The sequence below is a fragment of the Corynebacterium kalidii genome (assembly GCF_022869005.1).
In the GTDB taxonomy this organism is placed as follows: Bacteria; Actinomycetota; Actinomycetes; order Mycobacteriales; family Mycobacteriaceae; genus Corynebacterium; species Corynebacterium kalidii.
This window is the reverse complement of record NZ_JALIEA010000012.1, coordinates 320,595-338,494: the sequence shown is the minus strand read 5'-3', so window position 1 is coordinate 338,494 and position 17,900 is coordinate 320,595. Positions and strand designations below refer to the sequence as shown.

The window sequence follows — 17,900 nt, the reverse complement described above, 5'->3', positions numbered from 1 at the left end:
ACAGAACCCAGAAAGGTCGATGTCCGTGGAGATCTCACCGGATGCCCGAGACAAGCTCGCCGGAAAGCTCGGCGGTGACCCCGTCGGCACCGGCGCCGGGGCCGCCAAGGGGACGCGTCCCTCCCGAAACGCACGCAATTCGTCGGTCGACCCGCTGACGCGGATCTCGATGATCATCGAGGACGCGACCGGTGTCGACGTCGAGGAGATCAGCGCGGACAGCGACCTGGCCGACGACCTCCACATCGACTCCGTCTCCCGGATCGACATCGCCATCCGCATCGAGGACGCCTTCGGCGTCCGCGTCGAGGAGGAGGATCTCGACGCCGCCCGGACCGTGTCGGACATCGTGCGGTTCGTCGAGGCCCGCACCCCAGCCCACACCGAGGGCTCCTGACCCCGTGTCGGTACGGGACGTCCTCGACGAGACCGACGCCTGGCCGGTCGACGCGGTGGCGGCGGGCGTCCTGCAGGGGGCGACGACTACGACCCACGGCGACACCGCGCGCCTGTTCCCCCTGGCCAGCGTCAGCAAGCTGATCACGGCCTACAGCGTCCTCATCGCCACCGAAGAGGGCGCCTTCGGTCTCGGGGACACCGTCGCCGAGGTCAACGAGGAATACGGTGCACACGTGGCCGGACCTGCGGACGCGACGGTCCGTGAACTCCTCAGCCACGCCTCCGGAGTCGGGATGCAGTCACGTGACCGGGAGAAACCTGCCCGGTCACGCCGGATCTACTCCTCCGCCGGCTACGAGATCCTCGCCGACTTGATCTCGGCCACGGGCATCCCCTTCCCCGACTACACCCGGGCAGCGGTGTGTGACCCCCTGGGCCTGTCCACGACCGAGATCGACCTCTCCGGGTCGGCGGGTCACGGATACAGCGGCTCACTCTCGGCACTCATGGTCCTCGCCGGTGAATTCGTGTCACCGACCCTGCTCTCAGAGCAGACCTGGGCGGACGCCGTGTCCCCCCAGTACACCGACCTCGACGGCATCGTCCCGGGCTACGGCCGCCAGACGCCGTGCCCCTGGGGGCTCGGCCCCGAAGTTCACGGCGGGAAGGCGCCGCACTGGATGGGTCGGACCATGCCACAGGACGCCGCGGGCCACTTCGGTCAGTCCGGCACCTTCCTGTGGTTCCACCGTCCCACCGGCCGCGCGGCGGTGGTCCTCACCGACCGCGCCTTCGGACCGTGGGCGAAAGAACGGTGGGACGGTTTCAACGACCGGCTGTGGGAATCGCTTCAGTGAACCCCGCCGAGCAGTCGCTCGAGGCGTGCGTAACTCATCTCCATCCCGTCCACCATCCCGGTGCCCAGGATCATGTCACGGACGGCCACGTCCGGGTAGGTGATGACGAGGCTTAGTAGCGTGCCGTCGGCCACCGGTGAGAACGTCAACTCATTGCGGGTCTCCGGCCCGTCCTCGACCGGCGTGCCCTCACCGTCGGTCATCATCTCGGTGGTGACGACACGGTACGGCTCCTGCGCGTCCAGCACGGTCCCGGTGAACCCGAAGGCCTCGGTGCCGTCGTCGCTCACCCACCCGAACCGGTAGCTGTCCCCGACGGTGGTGGTCACCTCGCAGACCGGCATCGACCACCCGTCCGGACCCAACTGCCAACGGCGCAGCATCTCGGCGTCGTGATGGGCACGCCAGGCCTCCCGGACGTCACAAGGAAGCACACGGTTGATCCTGACGAGTGTGTCGCCGAGCACGGTCAGCTGCGTCATCGTGCCGGCAGCGGCGAGGTCCGGGCCTTCCAGCACCGCGTCGAGCTGCCCCAGGGCAGACTCCATACCTTCGTCCATGCCCATCTCGAGCATCTCCTGCATCTGCGCGTCGCTGTCGAAGGAGGTGACCATCGTCAACGTCGCCCCGTGGGCGGTGTCCTCGAAGCGGAACGACATCGTCATCTCGGGGGCCTGCAGGTTCGGCTCACCGGATTCGTCGGCGAACCCGTCACGCACCGTGAACGAGTGCGGGGCGTCGACGTGACTGAAACTCCAGTAGCCGGCGGACGTATCTCCGTCGGGGCCTGTCATGACGTAGTGCGACCGTCCGCCGACGGCGAGGTCGTGGCGGGTGAACGTAGCGGGGTAGGTCGGCGGACCCCAGAACCGTTCGAGCTGGTTCGGATCGGCGTACGCATTCCAGAGTCTGCGGGCGCTGACCGGGTAGTCGGCGACGATCTCGATCGTCGAGTCGTCGGTGTTCTTGTGGACGGTACGCACAGGCATGGCGGGCGCTCCTTCAACGGGAGATCCAGTATATGCACAGCGCACGGCGTTCCGGTAGGGGTCGGCTCCGGGTTGTCGTGGCGATGTCCCGACCACGCACACCGGTGCACACCCCTCCCCGTACCGCGGGTGCGTCTCCTGCAGGCACGGGATAGGTGACAGGTCTGTGCTCCCGGGGTCCGGTGATCACGGGTGACCGCGTGGCCGCGTGGCCGCGTGGCCACGTGGCAGAGCTCCGTGCACGATGGCAGAGCTAACGGTCGGTTCGAGGGGCAGAATCGCCCGGTGGATCTGCCATCCAGCCGGTGACTCTGCCACCCTGGCTACAATAGGGCTGCGACAACGAAAAAACCGCCGACCAAAATGTGGTCGGCGGCTGTGTTCTGCTCCTCCAGCTGGACTCGAACCAGCAACCCTTCGATTAACAGTCGAATGCTCTGCCATTGAGCTATGGAGGAATACTGTGGCCGGGGTTTTGCTCTCCCCTGCAACGGAATGAAACTCTACAGAGGTCCACACAAAGGATCAAATCAGTGCTCCCACCTGCAGGAACAGGAGCAACCGCCCGCAGCCACCCACGCACTCGACAGACTGCCCCGGAGCATCCCGGCAGATCGAGGGGCACGTGTCCTGGCACGCCAGGACATGTGCTTAAATATCGGCACGGGGCTATAGCTCAGTTGGTTAGAGCCGCGGACTCATAATCCGCTGGTCGCGGGTTCAAGCCCCGCTGGCCCCACCACGCGAAGCTGCAACGCAGAGAGGCTGCCGTCCGATGGGACGGCAGCCTCTCTGTCTCTCTTCATGCGGGCGACAGCAACTACTACTTCAGCAGTCTTCCGACCGCCGCAGAGACCTCGTCGAGCTTCTCCATGGCCTCCTCCTCGCCCTGCTGCGCCGCATGCAGCACACAGTGCTGCATGTGGTCGTCCAACAGCGCGAGAGCGACACCCTTGAGTGCCGACTGCACGGCCGACACCTGGGTCAGGACGTCGATGCAGTAGGTGTCCTCGTCGACCATCCGGTGCAGGCCCCGCACCTGGCCCTCGATCCGCTTCAGGCGGGCGAGGTAGCGCTTCTTCTCCGCGCTGTAGCCGTGCGACTCCTCGGCACCGTCTCCGGCACCCTCCTGCGACGCACAGCCGCAGCCGGACTCATCCGTGGACGCGATGTCGACAACTAGATTCTCGGGCACTTCCACTCCTCCTGTCGGACCCCACAACGCCCCTCAGAGTACCCCTGAGGGGTATCGAGATCAATAGCCTCGGGCGATCCACTCCTCCAGATGAGGAGCCTCGTCACCGATCGACGTCGCGTCACCATGCCCGGTGTAGACCTCCGTCTCGCCCGGCAACGTCAGCACCTTCTCCCGCAACGACCCGATGATCGTGTCGAAGTCACTGAACGACCGGCCCGTCGCACCGGGCCCACCGGCGAACATCGTGTCACCGCTCAGCAACACCTTCGCCTCCGGCAGATACAGACAACACGACCCCGGCGAATGCCCCGGCGTGTTGATCACCCGCAGCCGCGTCCCGGCGATGTCGAACACCTGCCCGTCATCCAGGTCCTCATGCCCGACCCCCGGGTGGGTCTGCTCCCACAACATCTGGTCACCCGGGTGAACATGCACCTGCGTATCCAGCCGCTCCGCCAACTCCGGCGCCACGGTGATGTGGTCGTTGTGCGCGTGTGTGCAGATCACCGACCGCACCGTCCGACCCCCGACCGCACCGACGATCGCGTCAGCGTCGTGGGCGGCGTCGACCACGATCACCTCGTCGTCGTCACCGATGAGCCAGATGTTGTTGTCGACCTCCCACTCGCCGCCGTCCAGTGCGAACACACCGTGGGTCACGACCCGGTCGATGCGCAGGCCACTGCCGGACGACCCGGCGAAACGCTCCGATGCCCCCGACGCCATCACAGCTCCACCACCGAACGCAGCACCGAACCCTGCTTCATCTTCGTGAACGCCGCCTCCACCGCGTCGAGGCCGACACGCTCGTCGACGAAATCACCCAAGGAGAACCTCCCCTGCAGGTACAGCTCCGTGTACATCGGGAAATCCCGCTCCGGCAGGCAGTCCCCGTACCACGACGACTTCACCGACCCACCCCGGGAGAAGACGTCCAGGAACGGCAGCTCAAGGGTCATCTCCGGCGTCGGCACGCCCACCAGAACCACACGTCCGGCCAGATCACGCATGTAGAACGCCTGGGTGAACGTCGCCGGCAACCCGACCGCATCCACCACGACGTCTGCACCGATACCGCCGAGGATCTCGTGGACGGCCTGCACCACCGGCTGATCCTCGCCCGTGGCCCCGGCGTCCCCGCCCAGCGCCGACGGATTCACGGTGTGCGTGGCACCGAAGTCCTGTGCCCGACGGAGCTTCTCGTCCGAGAGGTCCACCGCGATGATCGTCGTCGCCCCAGCCAGCTTCGCCCCCGCGATCGCGGCCATACCGACCCCGCCACAGCCGATCACCGCCACGGTCTCACCACGCTGGACTCCACCGGTGTTGACGGCCGCGCCCAGGCCGGCCATCACGCCACACCCCAGCAGCCCGACCGCGGACGGGTCCGCCTCCGGGTTCACCTTCGTGCACTGCCCCTCATGCACCAACGTCCGCTCGGCGAACGCACCGATCCCCAACGCCGGCTCCAGCTCGGTGCCGTCGGTCAGCGTCATCCTCTTCGAGGCGTTGAAGGTGCTGAAGCAGTACTTCGGCTCACCCTTCCTGCAGGCCCGGCACTCGCCGCACACGGCACGCCAGTTCAACACCACGAAATCACCCACCGCGACGTGGCTGACCCGGTCGCCGACCGACTCCACCACCCCGGCGGCCTCATGCCCCAACAGGAACGGGTAGTCGTCACTGATCCCACCGTCGCGGTACGCCAGATCCGTGTGGCACACACCGCACGACTGCACCCGCACGACCACGTCATTGGCACCCGGGTCCGGCACCACGATATCCGTGAGCTCCACCTCTGCGCCCTTACCCCGGGCGATGACACCCTTCACCGTCGTACTCATCCCTGGCCACGTCCTCTCGTCATGCAGCTGTCATTTTCTCCCCCTCAGGATACGGATGTTTTCCGTCGAAGGCGCCGGGCCCTCAGGGTAGGCTGGTGGGAGGAACACACCGGACCGAGCCTGTCCGCCACCGTCTCGTTGAATCCCAGGAGAGTATTTTTCATGATCCAGCTGGTCATCGGAGCTGCCGCCGGATACGTCTTCGGCACCAAGGCCGGACGCCGCCGGTACGAGCAGATCCGACGCGGTTACGAGGCTGCGGTCAACTCCCCTGCCACGCGACGGGCCGTCCAGGCCGGTCGGAAGGCACTGGCAGACCGCCTCGACCCGGACCCGCGGATGCGTGAACTGCGTGATCTCCGCGGATCCGACGAGCTCAACGGCGGTACCGTCCTGGAGAACGACCGCATCGAGCACGAGGAGGACATCTACATCGAGTCCGAGCAGTCCCGGATGCGGGACAGCAAGGGCCGGCCCGTGAGCGACCAGGACGGCACCGGGGCACCCACCCGTAAGCGGTTCGACAAGGGCCCCCGCCGCCGTCGCTGAACCACCGGACATCCCCCGGGGGCCCCGGTACGGTCAGCCGCGGAGGTCGCCGTAGGACTGGGCCTGCTCCTGCAGGGTACGCCGGTACTTCTCCAGCGCCATCAGGTCGGCGAAGGTGTTGTTGTACTCCTGTTTCTTCCCGCCGCCCTGGTCCGGGCGCATACGCTGCATCCGGGACTTGAGCTCGGCGATCTCCATGCCCACCCAGCGCTCCTCCATCCGGGCGACGACGGCACCCGCATAGAACTGCAGCCGGTCACGCTGGCAGCGGGGCTCCTCCACCGCCAGTTCGCTGATCACCGCGCGGCACATCACGTCATCCGTCGCGCTGGTCACCGCGTCCAACCATTCTGCGCCGGCGGCATGCCCGCCCTCGGCGCCGACCGTCCCCACCCCGCCGGCCGCGGCGACGGCCTTCGCCACGGCGATGTAGGTGGGGTGTTCGAAGGAGTCCGGCAGGAGGCCGTCGGCGTCCGCGCCGACCATCTCCGGCTCCTGCAGCATCAGTTTCAGCACCTCGCGCGCCGGCTCGAGGTACATGTCCGCCGGGTCCGGCCGACTGAGCATCGACGTGACGTTCGACGATGCGCCGGCCTTCTCCGCCTCGGCTGAACGGCGTGCGAGCCGGGCCACCCCCTCCTTCAGCTCCGGGCCCTGCCGGCCCCGGTGCCCCTTCGCCGCCTCGGCACGGACCTGGCTGACGATCTCGGTGGGGTCGGGCCAGCTCAGCCACCCGGCGGCCTGACGGGCGTACTCGTCCCGCAGGGCGTCGTCCCTGATGCCGGCGAGCACCGGGACGATCCTGCGCATCGCCTCGACCCGGCCGTCGATGTGGTGGGTGTCGTAGCCGCGGATGACGGTCCGGATCACGAACTCGAACATCGGGATACGGTCGGCGACGATCTCCCGTACCGCGGCGTCCCCCTTCTCCAGCCGCACGTCGCAGGGGTCCATCCCGTCCGGGGCCACGGAGACGTAGCTGCGCCCGGTGAACTTCTGGTCGCCCTCGAACGCACGCAGGGCCGCCTTCTGTCCGGCCTCGTCGCCGTCGAAGGTGTAGATGATCTCGCCGCGGAAGAACTGGTCGTCGACCATGAAGCGCCGCAGCATCTGCAGGTGGTCCTCACCGAAGGCCGTGCCGCAGGCCGCCACGGCGGTGGGGACCCCGGCCGCGTGCATCGCCATGACGTCGGTGTACCCCTCCACCACCACCGCCTGGTGGTCCGAGGCGATGTGCTTCTTCGCCAGGTCGATACCGAACAGCACCTTCGACTTCTTGTAGAGCAGCGTCTCCGGGGTGTTCATGTACTTGCCGAGGTTGTCGTCGTCGAAGAGCTTGCGCGCCCCGAAACCGATCACGTCACCGGCCACCGAACGGATCGGCCACAGCAACCGCCGGTGGAACCGGTCGATCGGGCCGCGGTTCCCCATCCGGCTCAGGCCCGCGTCCTCCAGCTCCTTGAACTCGAAACCGCGCCGCAGCAGATGCTTGGTCAGGGTGTCCCACCCCGCCGGCGCGTAGCCGCACCCGAAGGTGTCGACGATCTCGCCGGTGAAACCCCGGTCACGGAGGAACGCCCGTGCGGTCTCCGCGCCCTCGTCCTCCGGGTCCCGCAGCCGCTCCATGTAGAACTCGTGCGCCGCACGGTTCGCCGCCACGAGCCGCTGGCGCGTCCCCGGTTCCACACGGTTGACCGGGCCTCCACCCTCGTAGTTGATGCGGTACCCGATGCGCTCGGCGCACTGCTCCACCGCCTCCGGGAAACTGACGTGCTCCATCTTCATCAGGAAGCTGAAGACGTCGCCGCCTTCGCCGGTGGCGAAACAGTGGAAGTAGCCCTTGTTCGGGCGTACGTGGAAGGACGGGGTCTTCTCGTCCTTGAACGGGCTGAGCCCCTTCATCGAGTCCACTCCGCCCGGCGTGAGCTGGACATACTCACCGACCACCTCCTCGATCGGGGTCTGCTCCCTGATCGCGGCGATGTCGGTGTCCGGAATCCGCCCTCGTGCCATGCCGACCATGATAGCCACCGGCGGCACCAAGTCCCCGATTCACCTGACGACGGGGACCCCGGACCCTAGGATATCTTCTATCCCCCACGAAACAGCACCGTTGGTGCCCGACAACCCCCGACGACCCCACGTTCCGCGGCACGGAGTGACTCCCGGCGCGCGGGCGCGAAGAGAAGAGCAGTCCACCATGAGCAACACCCACTACGACGTCCTGATCATCGGCTCCGGGTTCGGCGGGTCCGTGACCGCCCTCCGCCTGACGGAGAAGGGGTACAGGGTCGGCATCATCGAGGCCGGGCGCCGTTTCGCCGACCACGAGTTCGCGAAGAACAGCTGGCACCTCAAGGAGTTCCTCTGGGCCCCGAAGCTCGGTCTGTACGGCATCCAGCGGGTCCACCTGCTGAAGGACGCTATGATCCTGGCCGGCGCCGGTGTCGGCGGTGGCTCCCTGAACTACGCCAACACCCTCTACAAGCCGGGTGCCGACTACTTCCACAGCCCCGCCTGGGACCACATCACCGACTGGGAGGACGAACTGTCCCCCTACTACGACCAGGCGCGACGGATGCTCGGCGTGGTCACGAACCCGACGGTCACCCCGGCCGACCGCCTGTCGAAGAAGGTCGCCGACGAGATGGGGGTCGGCGACACGTTCCGCATGACCCCGGTCGGTGTGTTCTTCGGCAAGAAGGTCGGGTTGGAGGGCGAGGAGGGCGAGACCGTCCCCGACCCCTACTTCGGCGGGGTCGGCCCCGACCGCACCGCATGCACGGAGTGCGGGGAATGCATGACCGGCTGCCGGCACGGCGCGAAGAACACCCTGTTGAAGAACTACCTGTACCTCGCGGAGAAAGCCGGGGCCACGGTGCACGACCGGTCCACCGTCACCGGAATCAGGAAGAACGGCGCCGACGGGGACACCGGGTGGACCGTGACCACGGAAACCACCGCACCGGTCGTCGGCAGGAAGGCCCGTCGGACCTTCACCAGCGACTACGTCGTGATGGCGGCCGGAACCTGGGGCACGCAGAACCTGCTCCACCGCGCGAAGGAGGACGGCACACTCCCCCGGCTGTCCGACCACCTCGGACAGCTCACCCGGACCAACTCGGAGGCTCTTCTCGGTGTCGGCCTGCAGAAGGCCGACCCGGACCACGACTTCTCCCGCGGCGTCGCGATCACCTCGAGCTACTGGCCGGCGCCGGACACCCACATCGAGCCCGTGCGGTACGGCAAGGGGTCGAACGCGATGGGCCTGCTGCAGACCCTGGTGACCGACGGCGACACCCGGTGGCCACGGTGGGTCGAGTTCCTCCGTGAGCTGTCGAAGAACCCCGCCGCGGCCAAACTGGTCCTGAATCTGCGCGGCTGGTCGGAACGCACGATGATCAACCTGGTGATGCAGGCCCGGGACAACTCCCTGACTACCAGCCTGAAGAAGATCGGTCCGCTGCGGTTCCTCACCAGCCGTCAGGGCAGCGGCGAGCCGAACCCCACCTGGATCCCCGAGGGCAATGAAGCCACCCGTCGGGGCGCGGCGCACTTCCCCAAGGCCGTCGCCGGCGGCGTGTGGTCGGAGGTGTTCAACATCCCGTTGACGGCCCACTTCCTCGGGGGCTGCACGATCGCCGACTCCCCGGACAGCGGCGTGATCGATCCCTACCACCGTGTGTGGGGGGTACCCGTCGCTGCTCGTCACCGACGGCGCCTCCATCACCGCCAACCCCGGGGTGAACCCGTCACTGTCGATCTCGGCGAATGCGGAGCGCGCGGCGGCCCTCTGGCCCAACAAGGGCGAGGCCGACCCCCGCCCGGCACAGCGAGACACCCTGCACTCGTACCGGCGGGTCACACCGGTGCGTCCGGTCAGCCCGGTCGTCCCGGACAGCGCCCCGGCGGCGCTGCGCCTGCCGATCACCCCGGTGTCCTCCGCCCGGGCGTGACCGGCCCGGCGTCGTGTGGTGTACTGACGTGCTGTGAGTACCAGGAACAACAGACGCAACGGTGGAATCGCCGGGATCGCCGGCGCGGCGATCCTGCTGGTCGCCGGTTACTACGGATTCGACGTCGTCACCGGCGACGACGGCAGCGACAGCAGCGACGGCGGCAACGGCACGTCGTCCTCCGCCGTCGCCCCGGCGGGCGCCGGGGACACCTGCGAGGTGGCCTCGCTCCCCGAGCAGGCCGACGAGGTCATCGACTCGATCCTCGGTGACGGCACCTTCGACCACCCGGGCCACGACGGCAAGCACTTCGGCAACTACGAGGGCATCCTCCCCGAGGAGGCCGGCAGCTACTACCGCGAGTACACCGTCTCGACCCCCGGTCTGGACCACCGCGGTGCGCGCAGGATCGTGGTCGGCGGCGGCACCGACACCGACCCCGACGTCTGGTACTACACCGCCGACCACTACGAGTCCTTCTGCGCGATCCCCGACGCCGAAGACTGAGCCAACAGCGCCCGCGTCGGCTCAGCCCCAGGCGGCGCTGATCGCCGACGCCGAGCGGTCCAGCCGCTCGAGCCGCGCCTCGGTGAGCGACGCCACCTGGTCGATGACCACCCGCCGCCGCTCCGCGTCCGTCGACGCCGCCTCCCACCAGGGACGGAACAGCAGGTCAAGGCTTCCGGGCGCTCCCTGTGCCAGGTAGTTCGTCACGCGGAAGATGCGGTCGCGCTGGCGCTCCTGCTCGGCGAGATGCCGGTGCTCGTCCATGACGTACAGCACCGCCAGGGACTTCAGCAGCACCACCTCCGCCTTGACCTCGGCGGGGACGACGAGGTCGGCGGCGTACCGTCCCAGCGGGACCCTGCCGTCCCCGTCGTCGGACGGAGCGAAGTGGGCCTCCCTCGTCGCCGTCACCGAGGCGGTGACGAACCGGCTGACCAGTTCACTGGTGAGCCCCTTGAGCGCGGCGAGGTCCCGGAGAGTGCCGTGGAAGTCGGCGGCACGCGCCACCGGGGGCATCCGCCGCAGACGGTCGGCGGCGTCGAGCAGTTCCTCAGGGTCGCCGCCGAAGGCCCGGGCGCCCTTCTCCGCCAGCGTGGCGAGCTCCACGAGGTCCCACAGGACGTTCAGGCTGATCCGTCCGGAGACGATCCCGTCCTCGACATCGTGCACGGAGTAGGCCACGTCGTCGGACCAGTCCATGATCTGCGCCTCGAGGCACTGACGTCCTTCCGGGGCTCCCTCGCGGATCCAGGCCAGCACGTCCAGGTCGTCGGCGTAGCAGGAGTACTTGCGGCGGGCGGTACCGTCGGGCGCCGTCGGGCCCCAGGGGTACTTGCAGGCGGCGTCGAGGGACGCACGGGTGAGGTTGAGTCCGTGGCTCTGCCCGTCCGGCCCCACGGTCTTCGGCTCCAGACGGACGAGGATGCGCAGTGTCTGCGCGTTGCCCTCGAAACCTCCGCAGGACGCAGCGGCCTCGTCCAGGGCCCTCTCCCCGTTGTGGCCGTAGGGCGGGTGGCCGATGTCATGGGTCAGCCCCGCCAGATCGGCCAGGTCCGGGTCGACGCCCAGGGTCTTGCCGATGCCACGGGAGATCTGACCGACCTCGAGGGAATGGGTCAGCCGGGTACGCGGGGTGTCCCCCGACCCCGGCCCCACGACCTGGGTCTTGTCCGCGAGGCGACGCAGTGCGGCGCTGTGCAGCACCCGGGCACGGTCGCGGTCAAAGTCGTCACGCGCATCGGGCACGGCACCGTCGATACCGAGTGACTTCCCCGGCACATCGACGATGCGTTCCAGGTCGTGGGCGGTGTAGCCGTACCGTTGCACCGTGATCGGTCTCCTCAGGTTCTCGTCTTCTCGTCAGTTCTCGTCGACGGTGTAGTCGCCGCCGCCTTCTTCCGTCGCCCGGTAGAACAGCAGGCCGCCGGTCTCGTGGATGATCGCGTCGAGCTGTTCCTTCCTGCTCGACACCGCCGGCCCCTGCCGGGTCGGTGAGGCGTGTGCCACCAAGCCCTCGCCCCCGACCATGTCGGTCGCCCGGAGAGAATGGTTCGGGTCGGTGACGACGAGGACGGTGCCCCAACCGTTCTGCTTGGCGACCGGTGCGAACGCCTCGGCCGAACCGAGGGTGTCCGCCCCCTCGTTGACCTCGGTGATCGCCTCGTCCGGGATCCCCTGCTCCCGGAGGTAGGTCGCCCCGGCCTCGGCCTCGGTGTAGGCGTCGCCCTCGAGTTTCCCGCCGATCGTGGTGATGTGCGGCGCCACCCCCTGCCGGTACAGCTCCGCGGCGTGGTCGAGGCGCGCGGCGAACCACTGCGAGGGGGTTCCGTTGTACTGGGCTGCGCCGAGGACCAGGATCGTGTCCGCGTCCGAGCGGTTGTCCTGCCGTGCGTACGCCCAGACGTGCGCAGCCGTGGCCAGGGTGATGACCAGTGCGATGACGACGGTGCCGGTGACCATGTAGATCAGTCCACGAATACCTGCACCGATCGTCCGTCCCGCGGTACTGCCGATGGTTCTGCCGTTCATGCGACTAAGCCTACGCACCCGAGTTCGTGGATTTCGTTATTGTGGGGTGCATGTACGCTGCGAATCCTCCCCGCCCTTCCTCCCGTCCCCGACTCCGCCGGTTCGCCGCGTCCGTCGCAGTCGCGGGAGTCGCCGGTCTCGGAGTCGGGACCGGCGCTTTTCTCGGTGTCGGGGCCGCCGGCGCAGCGCCTACCCCCACCGTCGCGGACACCTCTGTCCTGGCACAGGGCACGGCGACGGACACCGGTTCCGCGACGGACATCACATTGGATTCCCAGGTCGTCGACCAGGCTGGGGTCCTGTCGGGCTCCGAGCGCAGCTCCATCGAGGAGACCCTGGCGAAGGGGCCGTCGGAGACCGGTGTGAAGGGCTACATCGTCTACACGGACAACTACGCAGGCGACCTCAAGGCTCTCGCCGGTGAGCTGCGTAGCCAGGACCCCGCCAACAATGTCCTCGTCACCGTGATCAACGTCCTGTCGGAATCGAACGGCCAGATCGTCACGAGTCCAGGGCCCCGCGTTCCGACATCGGTGTCCAGTGACGCTTACCAGGCGGGGATGGACAGCCTGCCCGGTGGCAACTGGGCCGCCGGCGGCCAGGCGGTCGCCGACGTCATCGCTGACGTCACCCCGGCGTCGACCTACGCCTGGGGCGGAGCCGCGGCGGTCGTCGTGCTCGGTGGTGCCGGCGGTGCGATCTGGTACTCGCGGAAGAAGAAGCACGAGAAGGACGCGGAGCAGCTCGATTCAGCCCGCACGATCACCCCGGGCAACACCGACGACCTCTCGCAGCAGCCCACCCATGTGCTCCGCACACTCGCCGTCGAGGAGCTGCACAGTACCGACGAGTCGATCCGCAAGGGCCACCAGGAACTCGACACCGCCGAGTCGGAGTTCGGTGAGGAGCGGACCCGGGACCTCCGCAAGGCACTGGAGGTGTCCAGGAAGGCGCTCGCGAAGGCCTACGACACCCACCAACGTCTGCAGAACGGACTGGTCAGCGGTGAGCGGGAGGAACGCGCGCACCTGATCGAGATCATCTCCTCCTGCGGAACAGCCGACCGGAACCTCGACGACCAGGCCGAGCGCTTCGCCAGCCTGCGGGAAAAACTGATCGACGCCCCCACGATCGTGGAGAAGCTCTTCCAGCAGACCGTCGAGCTCCGTGCCCGGATCCCCCGCTCACGTCAGATCCTCGAGGGGCTGTCGACCAAGGTGAACCCGGAACTGCTCGACTCGGTCTCCGACAACCCCGACATCGCCGAGGCGGAGATCGCCGAAGCCGAGAAGGCGATCACCCGGGCACGTGAGCTCCTGCATCTGCCCGCCGGCCAACAAGGTGAGCTCATCGACGCCGCGAGTGCCGCCCACCTGGCGATCGGTCAGGCAGATAGCCAGCTGTCCGCCGTGGAGAACGCGGAGTCGCAGCTGCAGGAGGCGCAGAAGAACCTCGATTCGCTGATCCAGGAGGTCGACGAGGAGATCACCGAGGCCACCCACCTGGCCGCCAGCAACGCCGAGATCGACCGCACGGAGCTCGGCAAAGCAGTGGAGCACGCCACGAACGCGCTCCAGGCTGCACGGGAGAAGGGGGACCGCAACCCGCTCGGGACCTACTCCGACCTCCTGGCGGCCGACGGTGAACTCGACATCCAGTTGGACGAGGCCCGCGGTGCGGAGAACGACTACCAGCGCACGCTCGGTATGGTCGACCGCACCATCGCCGAGGCGACGAACCACCTGCGTGCCGTCGAGGACACGATCCATACCCGCGGTCGCATGATCGGCGTCGAGGCACGGTCGGCCGCCCAGTCCGCGGCGCACGCCCTGGACACCGCCAAGCAGCAGCGGGAGTCGACACCCCGCGCCGCGTTCACGGCCGCGCAGGAGGCCAATGCCCTGGCACGTCAGGCGTCCCAGATGGCCCGCGGTGACATCGAGGACTACAACCGCCGCAACAACTACTACGGTGGAGGCGGAGGCGGCGGAAACCTTGTCGCCGGCATGCTCCTCGGTTCGCTCCTCAGCGGCAACGGTGGATTCGGTGGCGGCGGCTTCGGCGGAGGAGGCTTCGGCGGTGGCGGCGGCGACTTCGGCGGTGGGGGCGACTTCGGGAGCTTCTGACTTCGGGCCCTTGCTCACCGACCACGCCACCGCATCTCGGTGACCCGGGTTTTCCCGACCGCCTAACCTGGTCCCATGACCACCCACTACTTCACCGCATCCAGCCTCGACGGCTACATCGCCACCACCGACCACTCGCTCGACTGGTTGACCTCCCAGGACTTCGCCTGGGACGGTCCGATGTCCCCCACCACCTTCGTCGACGGAATCGGCGCCATAGCGATGGGCGCAACGACCTACGAATGGATTCTCGCCAACGACGACGGGTGGGCCTACGAGACCCCGGCCTGGGTGTTCACCCACCGTGACCTTCCCACCCCCGACGGCGCCGATGTCCGATTCACCTCGTCCCCCGTGCCGGACGTGCACGCCGAGATGACGGCCGCCGCCGGTGGGAACGACCTGTGGATCGTCGGTGGCGGAGACCTGGCGGGTCAGTTCGCCGACGCCGGCCTCCTCGACGAGGTGTGGATCCAGTACGCCCCGGTCACGCTCGGGGACGGTGCACCACTGCTCCCCCGCCCGCTGACCCTGGAACTGCTGGACACACAACGGAACCGGGCGCTGGTGTGCACCCGGTTCCGCGTCGTCACATGACGTCTCAGATGTAGCCGAGGAAGTAGAGCACCAGGAACGGCACCAGGATGATGAGGAAGATCGAGAGACGCCAACTCGACGACAGCACCCGGGTCTCCATCGCGTGTCGGGCCACCCAGGACAGGAACACCTGGACGTCCAGGGGAAGCGTCTCCCCGTCGCCCTCGAAGGAGACGTGGACCCTCTTCAGCCCGTCGTTCTCCGAGGTGAACTGGCCGATCTTCTCGGCGTTCGCCAGATCCAGGGCCACGTCCGGGTCCGCGGGCGCCTTGAACAGGACGAAGTCCTTACGGCTCTCCGCATGGATCAGCACCCGGTGCCGGTCGGCGATGCAGCTGACGTTCTTCGAGGCACCGAACGTCTTCGCGTCACCTACGGCAGTGAAGACCTGGGAACCGGTGGCTGCACCGGTCGTGGCCTTCATGACCGGGCTCTTGCCCGCCTCCAACTGCCAGGCGTCCCCACCGAAGTGCATGGTGGCGACGTCGCGTTCCACCGAGTACTCCGCCACCCGGTCCATGTCGTCGGTACGTCCGGCGTAGATCGGGAAGGTGTTGCCGTAGTCGGGCACTGACCAACGGATGTCAGGGTTCGGCATGTCGACAGGTCCGTTCGCCCTAGCAGCCCGCGAGCCGCTCGGCCAGGTAGCCCTGCAGCTTGTCGAGGCTGACACGCTCCTGCGACATCGTGTCGCGCTCGCGCACCGTCACCGCGTTGTCCTCCAGGGTGTCGAAGTCGACGGTCACGCAGAACGGCGTACCGATCTCGTCCTGGCGACGGTAGCGGCGCCCGATCGCACCGGAGACGTCGTAGTCGACGTTCCAGAGCCCGCGGAGTTCCTCGGCGAGCTTCTCGGCGGTGGGGGTGAGCGTCTCCTTCTTCGACAGCGGCAGGACGGCCACCTTCACCGGAGCCAGACGACGGTCCAGCCGCAGGACGGTGCGCTTGTCGACCCCACCCTTCGTGTTCGGCGCCTCGTCCTCGAAATAGGCGTCGACCAGGAAGGCCATCATCGCGCGTCCGAGGCCGGCGGCCGGCTCGATGCAGTACGGGATCCAGCGCTCGCCGGTCTCCTGGTCGAAGAAGCTGAGGTCCTCGCCCGAGTGCTCGGCGTGGGTCTTCAGGTCGTAGTCCGTGCGGTTGGCGACGCCCTCGAGCTCGCCCCACTTCGACCCGGCGAAGTTGAAGGCGTACTCCACGTCCACGGTGCGCTTGGAGTAGTGGGAGAGCTTCTCCTTCGGGTGCTCGTAGAGCCGCAGGTTCTCCGGGTCGATGCCGAGGTTGACGTACCAGTTGAAGCGGTCGTCGATCCACTTCTGGTGCCATTCCTCGTCCTCACCGGGCTTGACGAAGAACTCCATCTCCATCTGCTCGAACTCACGCGTGCGGAAGATGAAGTTTCCGGGCGTGATCTCGTTGCGGAAGGACTTGCCGGTGTTGGCGATGCCGAACGGCGGCTTCTGGCGGGACGCACCCATCACGTTCTTGAAGTTGATGAAGATGCCCTGGGCGGTCTCCGGACGCAGGTAGTGCAGGCCCTCCTTGTCGTCGACCGGGCCGAGGTAGGTCTTCAACAGACCCGAGAACTCCCGCGGCTCGGTCCACTTGCCGGGCTGGCCGGTGACCGGGTCGTTGATGTCGGCCAGGCCGTTCGGGGCCGGGTGGCCGTGCTTCTCCTCGTAGGCTTCGAGAAGGTGGTCGGCCCGGTAGCGCTTGTGCGTGTACAGCGACTCCACCAGCGGGTCGGTGAACACCTCGACGTGGCCGGATGCCTCCCACACCGCAGTCGGCTGGATGATCGACGTGTCGACGCCGACGACGTCCTTACGGGAGGTCACCATGTGACGCCACCACTGGCGCTTGATGTTCTCCTTGAGCTCGACGCCGAGCGGACCGTAGTCCCAGGCGGAGCGGGTGCCGCCGTAGATCTCACCGGCAGGGAACACCAGTCCCCTGCGCTTGCAGAGGTTGACGACGGTCTCGATGTTACTGGCAGCCATGGGCTCGGGGCACTCCTCGTTGACGGTGTGATGGACGGTCGTTCAGACAATCACACCAATGATACCGGGGCGGTCACGACGAGGCACCTCCGGGTCACACACCCCGGGCGAGGCACCGTCAGGGTATAAAAAAGGACCCGCGAAAGGGGGGGGTTATCGCGGGTCCCGGCCGCACTGTCCTCCGAAGAGGATGGGGCCTTGTTCCCCGTTTGGTGGGATGGACTTAGGGGGGGGGACAAGCCATCCCTGGGGAACTGGATCCAATTTACGGCGGCCCCGGCGCCCCTGTCAAGTCCGTCAGACACCTCCCCCGCAATCACCTCCCACCTGCGTATTCCACGCCCCACACCCACCCCCTGCAGTCCGTGTGCCCCGGGCTTCCCGGACACTCCCGACTCCGGTTCCGTTCCCTCCCCGCACCCCAAGGGATAGAGTGGACGGCACGATGAACACTCCCCGGATCGGACAGCGAAACACCCGCCAGCGCGCGGCCGTGGTCGACACGCTCGAAGGGATGACCACCTTCGCCAGCGCGCAGGACATCCACGCCACGTTGAGTCAGCGAGGCCACAAGGTCGGCCTGACCACGGTGTACCGTACCCTGCAGCAGCTCAACACCCAGGGGATGATCGACACCCTGCAGGACGACAGCGGCGAGATGCTCTACCGCAGCTGCACCTCCGTGCACCACCACCATCACCTCGTCTGCACGTCCTGCAGGAAGGCCGTGGAGATCGACGGAGGCCCGGTGGAGCGGTGGGCCTCCGACGTCGCCGGGCAGCACGGTTACACGATGACCGGCCACACCGCCGACATCTTCGGCCTCTGCCCCGACTGCTCCGGACGGTAA

The 17,900-nt window shown here is 67.6% G+C and carries 15 protein-coding genes, 2 tRNA genes and 2 pseudogenes; 9 read left to right on the top strand and 10 right to left on the bottom strand.

The annotated features are described in order from the left end of the window. The first annotated feature begins 25 nt into the window (after window positions 1-25). Both MUN33_RS14230 and MUN33_RS07335 read left to right on the top strand, forming a co-directional pair. Window positions 26-397 carry an acyl carrier protein gene (locus MUN33_RS14230; RefSeq protein ID WP_244804247.1) on the top strand — a complete coding sequence of 124 codons (372 nt, stop codon included), beginning with the start codon at window positions 26-28 and terminating at the stop codon, window positions 395-397. A gap of 4 nt (window positions 398-401) precedes the next feature. After that, entirely contained in the window at window positions 402-1,256 is an 855-nt protein-coding gene (locus MUN33_RS07335) for a serine hydrolase domain-containing protein (protein WP_244804246.1), read from the top strand. Here MUN33_RS07335 and MUN33_RS07330 read toward each other — a convergent pair. Then, complete coding sequence (locus tag MUN33_RS07330; protein ID WP_244804245.1) at window positions 1,250-2,245, bottom strand: SRPBCC family protein; 996 nt, start codon at window positions 2,243-2,245, stop codon at window positions 1,250-1,252. The genes MUN33_RS07335 and MUN33_RS07330 overlap by 7 nt on opposite strands. Before the next feature lie 386 nt (window positions 2,246-2,631). Beyond that, window positions 2,632-2,703: transfer RNA gene (locus MUN33_RS07325), tRNA-Asn, on the bottom strand. A 207-nt stretch (window positions 2,704-2,910) separates the two neighbouring features. Here MUN33_RS07325 and MUN33_RS07320 point away from each other — a divergent pair. Further along, a tRNA-Ile gene (locus MUN33_RS07320) sits at window positions 2,911-2,987 on the top strand. An 81-nt stretch (window positions 2,988-3,068) separates the two neighbouring features. Here the strand turns inward: MUN33_RS07320 and MUN33_RS14070 are convergent. The 3 genes from MUN33_RS14070 to MUN33_RS07305 all read right to left on the bottom strand — a co-directional run bounded on the left by MUN33_RS14070 (window position 3,069) and on the right by MUN33_RS07305 (window position 5,287). Next, window positions 3,069-3,416: a metal-sensitive transcriptional regulator gene (locus MUN33_RS14070; protein ID WP_369414945.1), complete on the bottom strand. Its 348-nt coding sequence runs from the start codon at window positions 3,414-3,416 to the stop codon at window positions 3,069-3,071. Between the two features lie 84 nt (window positions 3,417-3,500). After that, the gene (locus tag MUN33_RS07310) at window positions 3,501-4,169 is read right to left on the bottom strand and encodes an MBL fold metallo-hydrolase (RefSeq protein ID WP_244804244.1); all 669 of its coding nucleotides are present in this window, start codon (window positions 4,167-4,169) and stop codon (window positions 3,501-3,503) included. Further along, window positions 4,169-5,287 carry an S-(hydroxymethyl)mycothiol dehydrogenase gene (locus tag MUN33_RS07305; RefSeq protein ID WP_244804243.1) on the bottom strand — a complete coding sequence of 373 codons (1,119 nt, stop codon included), beginning with the start codon at window positions 5,285-5,287 and terminating at the stop codon, window positions 4,169-4,171. Before MUN33_RS07305 ends, MUN33_RS07310 begins: the two co-directional genes overlap by 1 nt. A gap of 162 nt (window positions 5,288-5,449) precedes the next feature. On the opposite strand from MUN33_RS07305, the pseudogene MUN33_RS14225 reads away from it, so the two are divergent. Further along, window positions 5,450-5,695 (top strand): annotated as a pseudogene (locus tag MUN33_RS14225) (hypothetical protein); the annotation flags it as partial. 174 nt (window positions 5,696-5,869) lie between these two features. Here MUN33_RS14225 and dnaG read toward each other — a convergent pair. Next, the gene (gene dnaG / locus MUN33_RS07295; RefSeq protein ID WP_244804241.1) at window positions 5,870-7,849 is read right to left on the bottom strand and encodes a DNA primase; all 1,980 of its coding nucleotides are present in this window, start codon (window positions 7,847-7,849) and stop codon (window positions 5,870-5,872) included. A 187-nt stretch (window positions 7,850-8,036) separates the two neighbouring features. On the opposite strand from dnaG, the pseudogene MUN33_RS07290 reads away from it, so the two are divergent. After that, window positions 8,037-9,792: pseudogene (locus tag MUN33_RS07290) on the top strand (FAD-dependent oxidoreductase). Window positions 9,793-10,011: 219 nt separating this feature from the next. Beyond that, on the top strand, window positions 10,012-10,299 hold the full coding sequence (locus tag MUN33_RS07285; RefSeq protein ID WP_369414944.1) for a guanyl-specific ribonuclease: 288 nt from the start codon (window positions 10,012-10,014) through the stop codon (window positions 10,297-10,299). Between the two features lie 21 nt (window positions 10,300-10,320). Here the strand turns inward: MUN33_RS07285 and MUN33_RS07280 are convergent, their stop codons facing one another. Further along, a complete protein-coding gene (locus MUN33_RS07280) occupies window positions 10,321-11,625 on the bottom strand; it encodes a deoxyguanosinetriphosphate triphosphohydrolase (protein ID WP_244804239.1) in 1,305 nt (434 codons plus the stop codon). A 33-nt stretch (window positions 11,626-11,658) separates the two neighbouring features. Next, window positions 11,659-12,327: a YdcF family protein gene (locus MUN33_RS07275; RefSeq protein WP_244804238.1), complete on the bottom strand. Its 669-nt coding sequence runs from the start codon at window positions 12,325-12,327 to the stop codon at window positions 11,659-11,661. Window positions 12,328-12,377: 50 nt separating this feature from the next. Between MUN33_RS07275 and MUN33_RS07270 the strand changes: the two genes are divergently transcribed. Together MUN33_RS07270 and MUN33_RS07265 are read left to right on the top strand one after the other, a co-directional pair. Next, the gene (locus tag MUN33_RS07270) at window positions 12,378-14,453 is read left to right on the top strand and encodes a coiled-coil domain-containing protein (protein ID WP_244804237.1); all 2,076 of its coding nucleotides are present in this window, start codon (window positions 12,378-12,380) and stop codon (window positions 14,451-14,453) included. 75 nt (window positions 14,454-14,528) lie between these two features. After that, the gene (locus MUN33_RS07265) at window positions 14,529-15,050 is read left to right on the top strand and encodes a dihydrofolate reductase family protein (protein WP_244804236.1); all 522 of its coding nucleotides are present in this window, start codon (window positions 14,529-14,531) and stop codon (window positions 15,048-15,050) included. A 4-nt stretch (window positions 15,051-15,054) separates the two neighbouring features. On the opposite strand, the gene MUN33_RS07260 is transcribed toward MUN33_RS07265, so the two are convergent. Both MUN33_RS07260 and MUN33_RS07255 read right to left on the bottom strand, forming a co-directional pair. Then, window positions 15,055-15,648 carry a hypothetical protein gene (locus MUN33_RS07260; RefSeq protein WP_244804235.1) on the bottom strand — a complete coding sequence of 198 codons (594 nt, stop codon included), beginning with the start codon at window positions 15,646-15,648 and terminating at the stop codon, window positions 15,055-15,057. A gap of 19 nt (window positions 15,649-15,667) precedes the next feature. Further along, window positions 15,668-17,050 (bottom strand): glycine--tRNA ligase, encoded by a 1,383-nt coding sequence (locus tag MUN33_RS07255; RefSeq protein ID WP_244804234.1) that lies wholly within the window; start codon window positions 17,048-17,050, stop codon window positions 15,668-15,670. Between the two features lie 445 nt (window positions 17,051-17,495). Between MUN33_RS07255 and MUN33_RS07250 the strand changes: the two genes are divergently transcribed. Next, the gene (locus tag MUN33_RS07250; protein WP_244804233.1) at window positions 17,496-17,900 is read left to right on the top strand and encodes a Fur family transcriptional regulator; all 405 of its coding nucleotides are present in this window, start codon (window positions 17,496-17,498) and stop codon (window positions 17,898-17,900) included.

What these genes read in the sequence shown, in the direction of transcription:
- MUN33_RS07330 (WP_244804245.1), bottom strand. Translation starts at nt 2,245, where the DNA reads ATGCCTGTGCGTACCGTCCACAAGAACACCGACGACTCGACGATCGAG.
- MUN33_RS07310 (WP_244804244.1), bottom strand. Translation starts at nt 4,169, where the DNA reads ATGGCGTCGGGGGCATCGGAGCGTTTCGCCGGGTCGTCCGGCAGTGGC.
- MUN33_RS07305 (WP_244804243.1), bottom strand. Translation starts at nt 5,287, where the DNA reads ATGAGTACGACGGTGAAGGGTGTCATCGCCCGGGGTAAGGGCGCAGAG.
- dnaG (WP_244804241.1), bottom strand. Translation starts at nt 7,849, where the DNA reads ATGGCACGAGGGCGGATTCCGGACACCGACATCGCCGCGATCAGGGAG.
- MUN33_RS07275 (WP_244804238.1), bottom strand. Translation starts at nt 12,327, where the DNA reads ATGAACGGCAGAACCATCGGCAGTACCGCGGGACGGACGATCGGTGCA.
- MUN33_RS07270 (WP_244804237.1), top strand. Translation starts at nt 12,378, where the DNA reads ATGTACGCTGCGAATCCTCCCCGCCCTTCCTCCCGTCCCCGACTCCGC.
- MUN33_RS07265 (WP_244804236.1), top strand. Translation starts at nt 14,529, where the DNA reads ATGACCACCCACTACTTCACCGCATCCAGCCTCGACGGCTACATCGCC.
- MUN33_RS07260 (WP_244804235.1), bottom strand. Translation starts at nt 15,648, where the DNA reads ATGCCGAACCCTGACATCCGTTGGTCAGTGCCCGACTACGGCAACACC.
- MUN33_RS07255 (WP_244804234.1), bottom strand. Translation starts at nt 17,050, where the DNA reads ATGGCTGCCAGTAACATCGAGACCGTCGTCAACCTCTGCAAGCGCAGG.
- MUN33_RS07250 (WP_244804233.1), top strand. Translation starts at nt 17,496, where the DNA reads ATGAACACTCCCCGGATCGGACAGCGAAACACCCGCCAGCGCGCGGCC.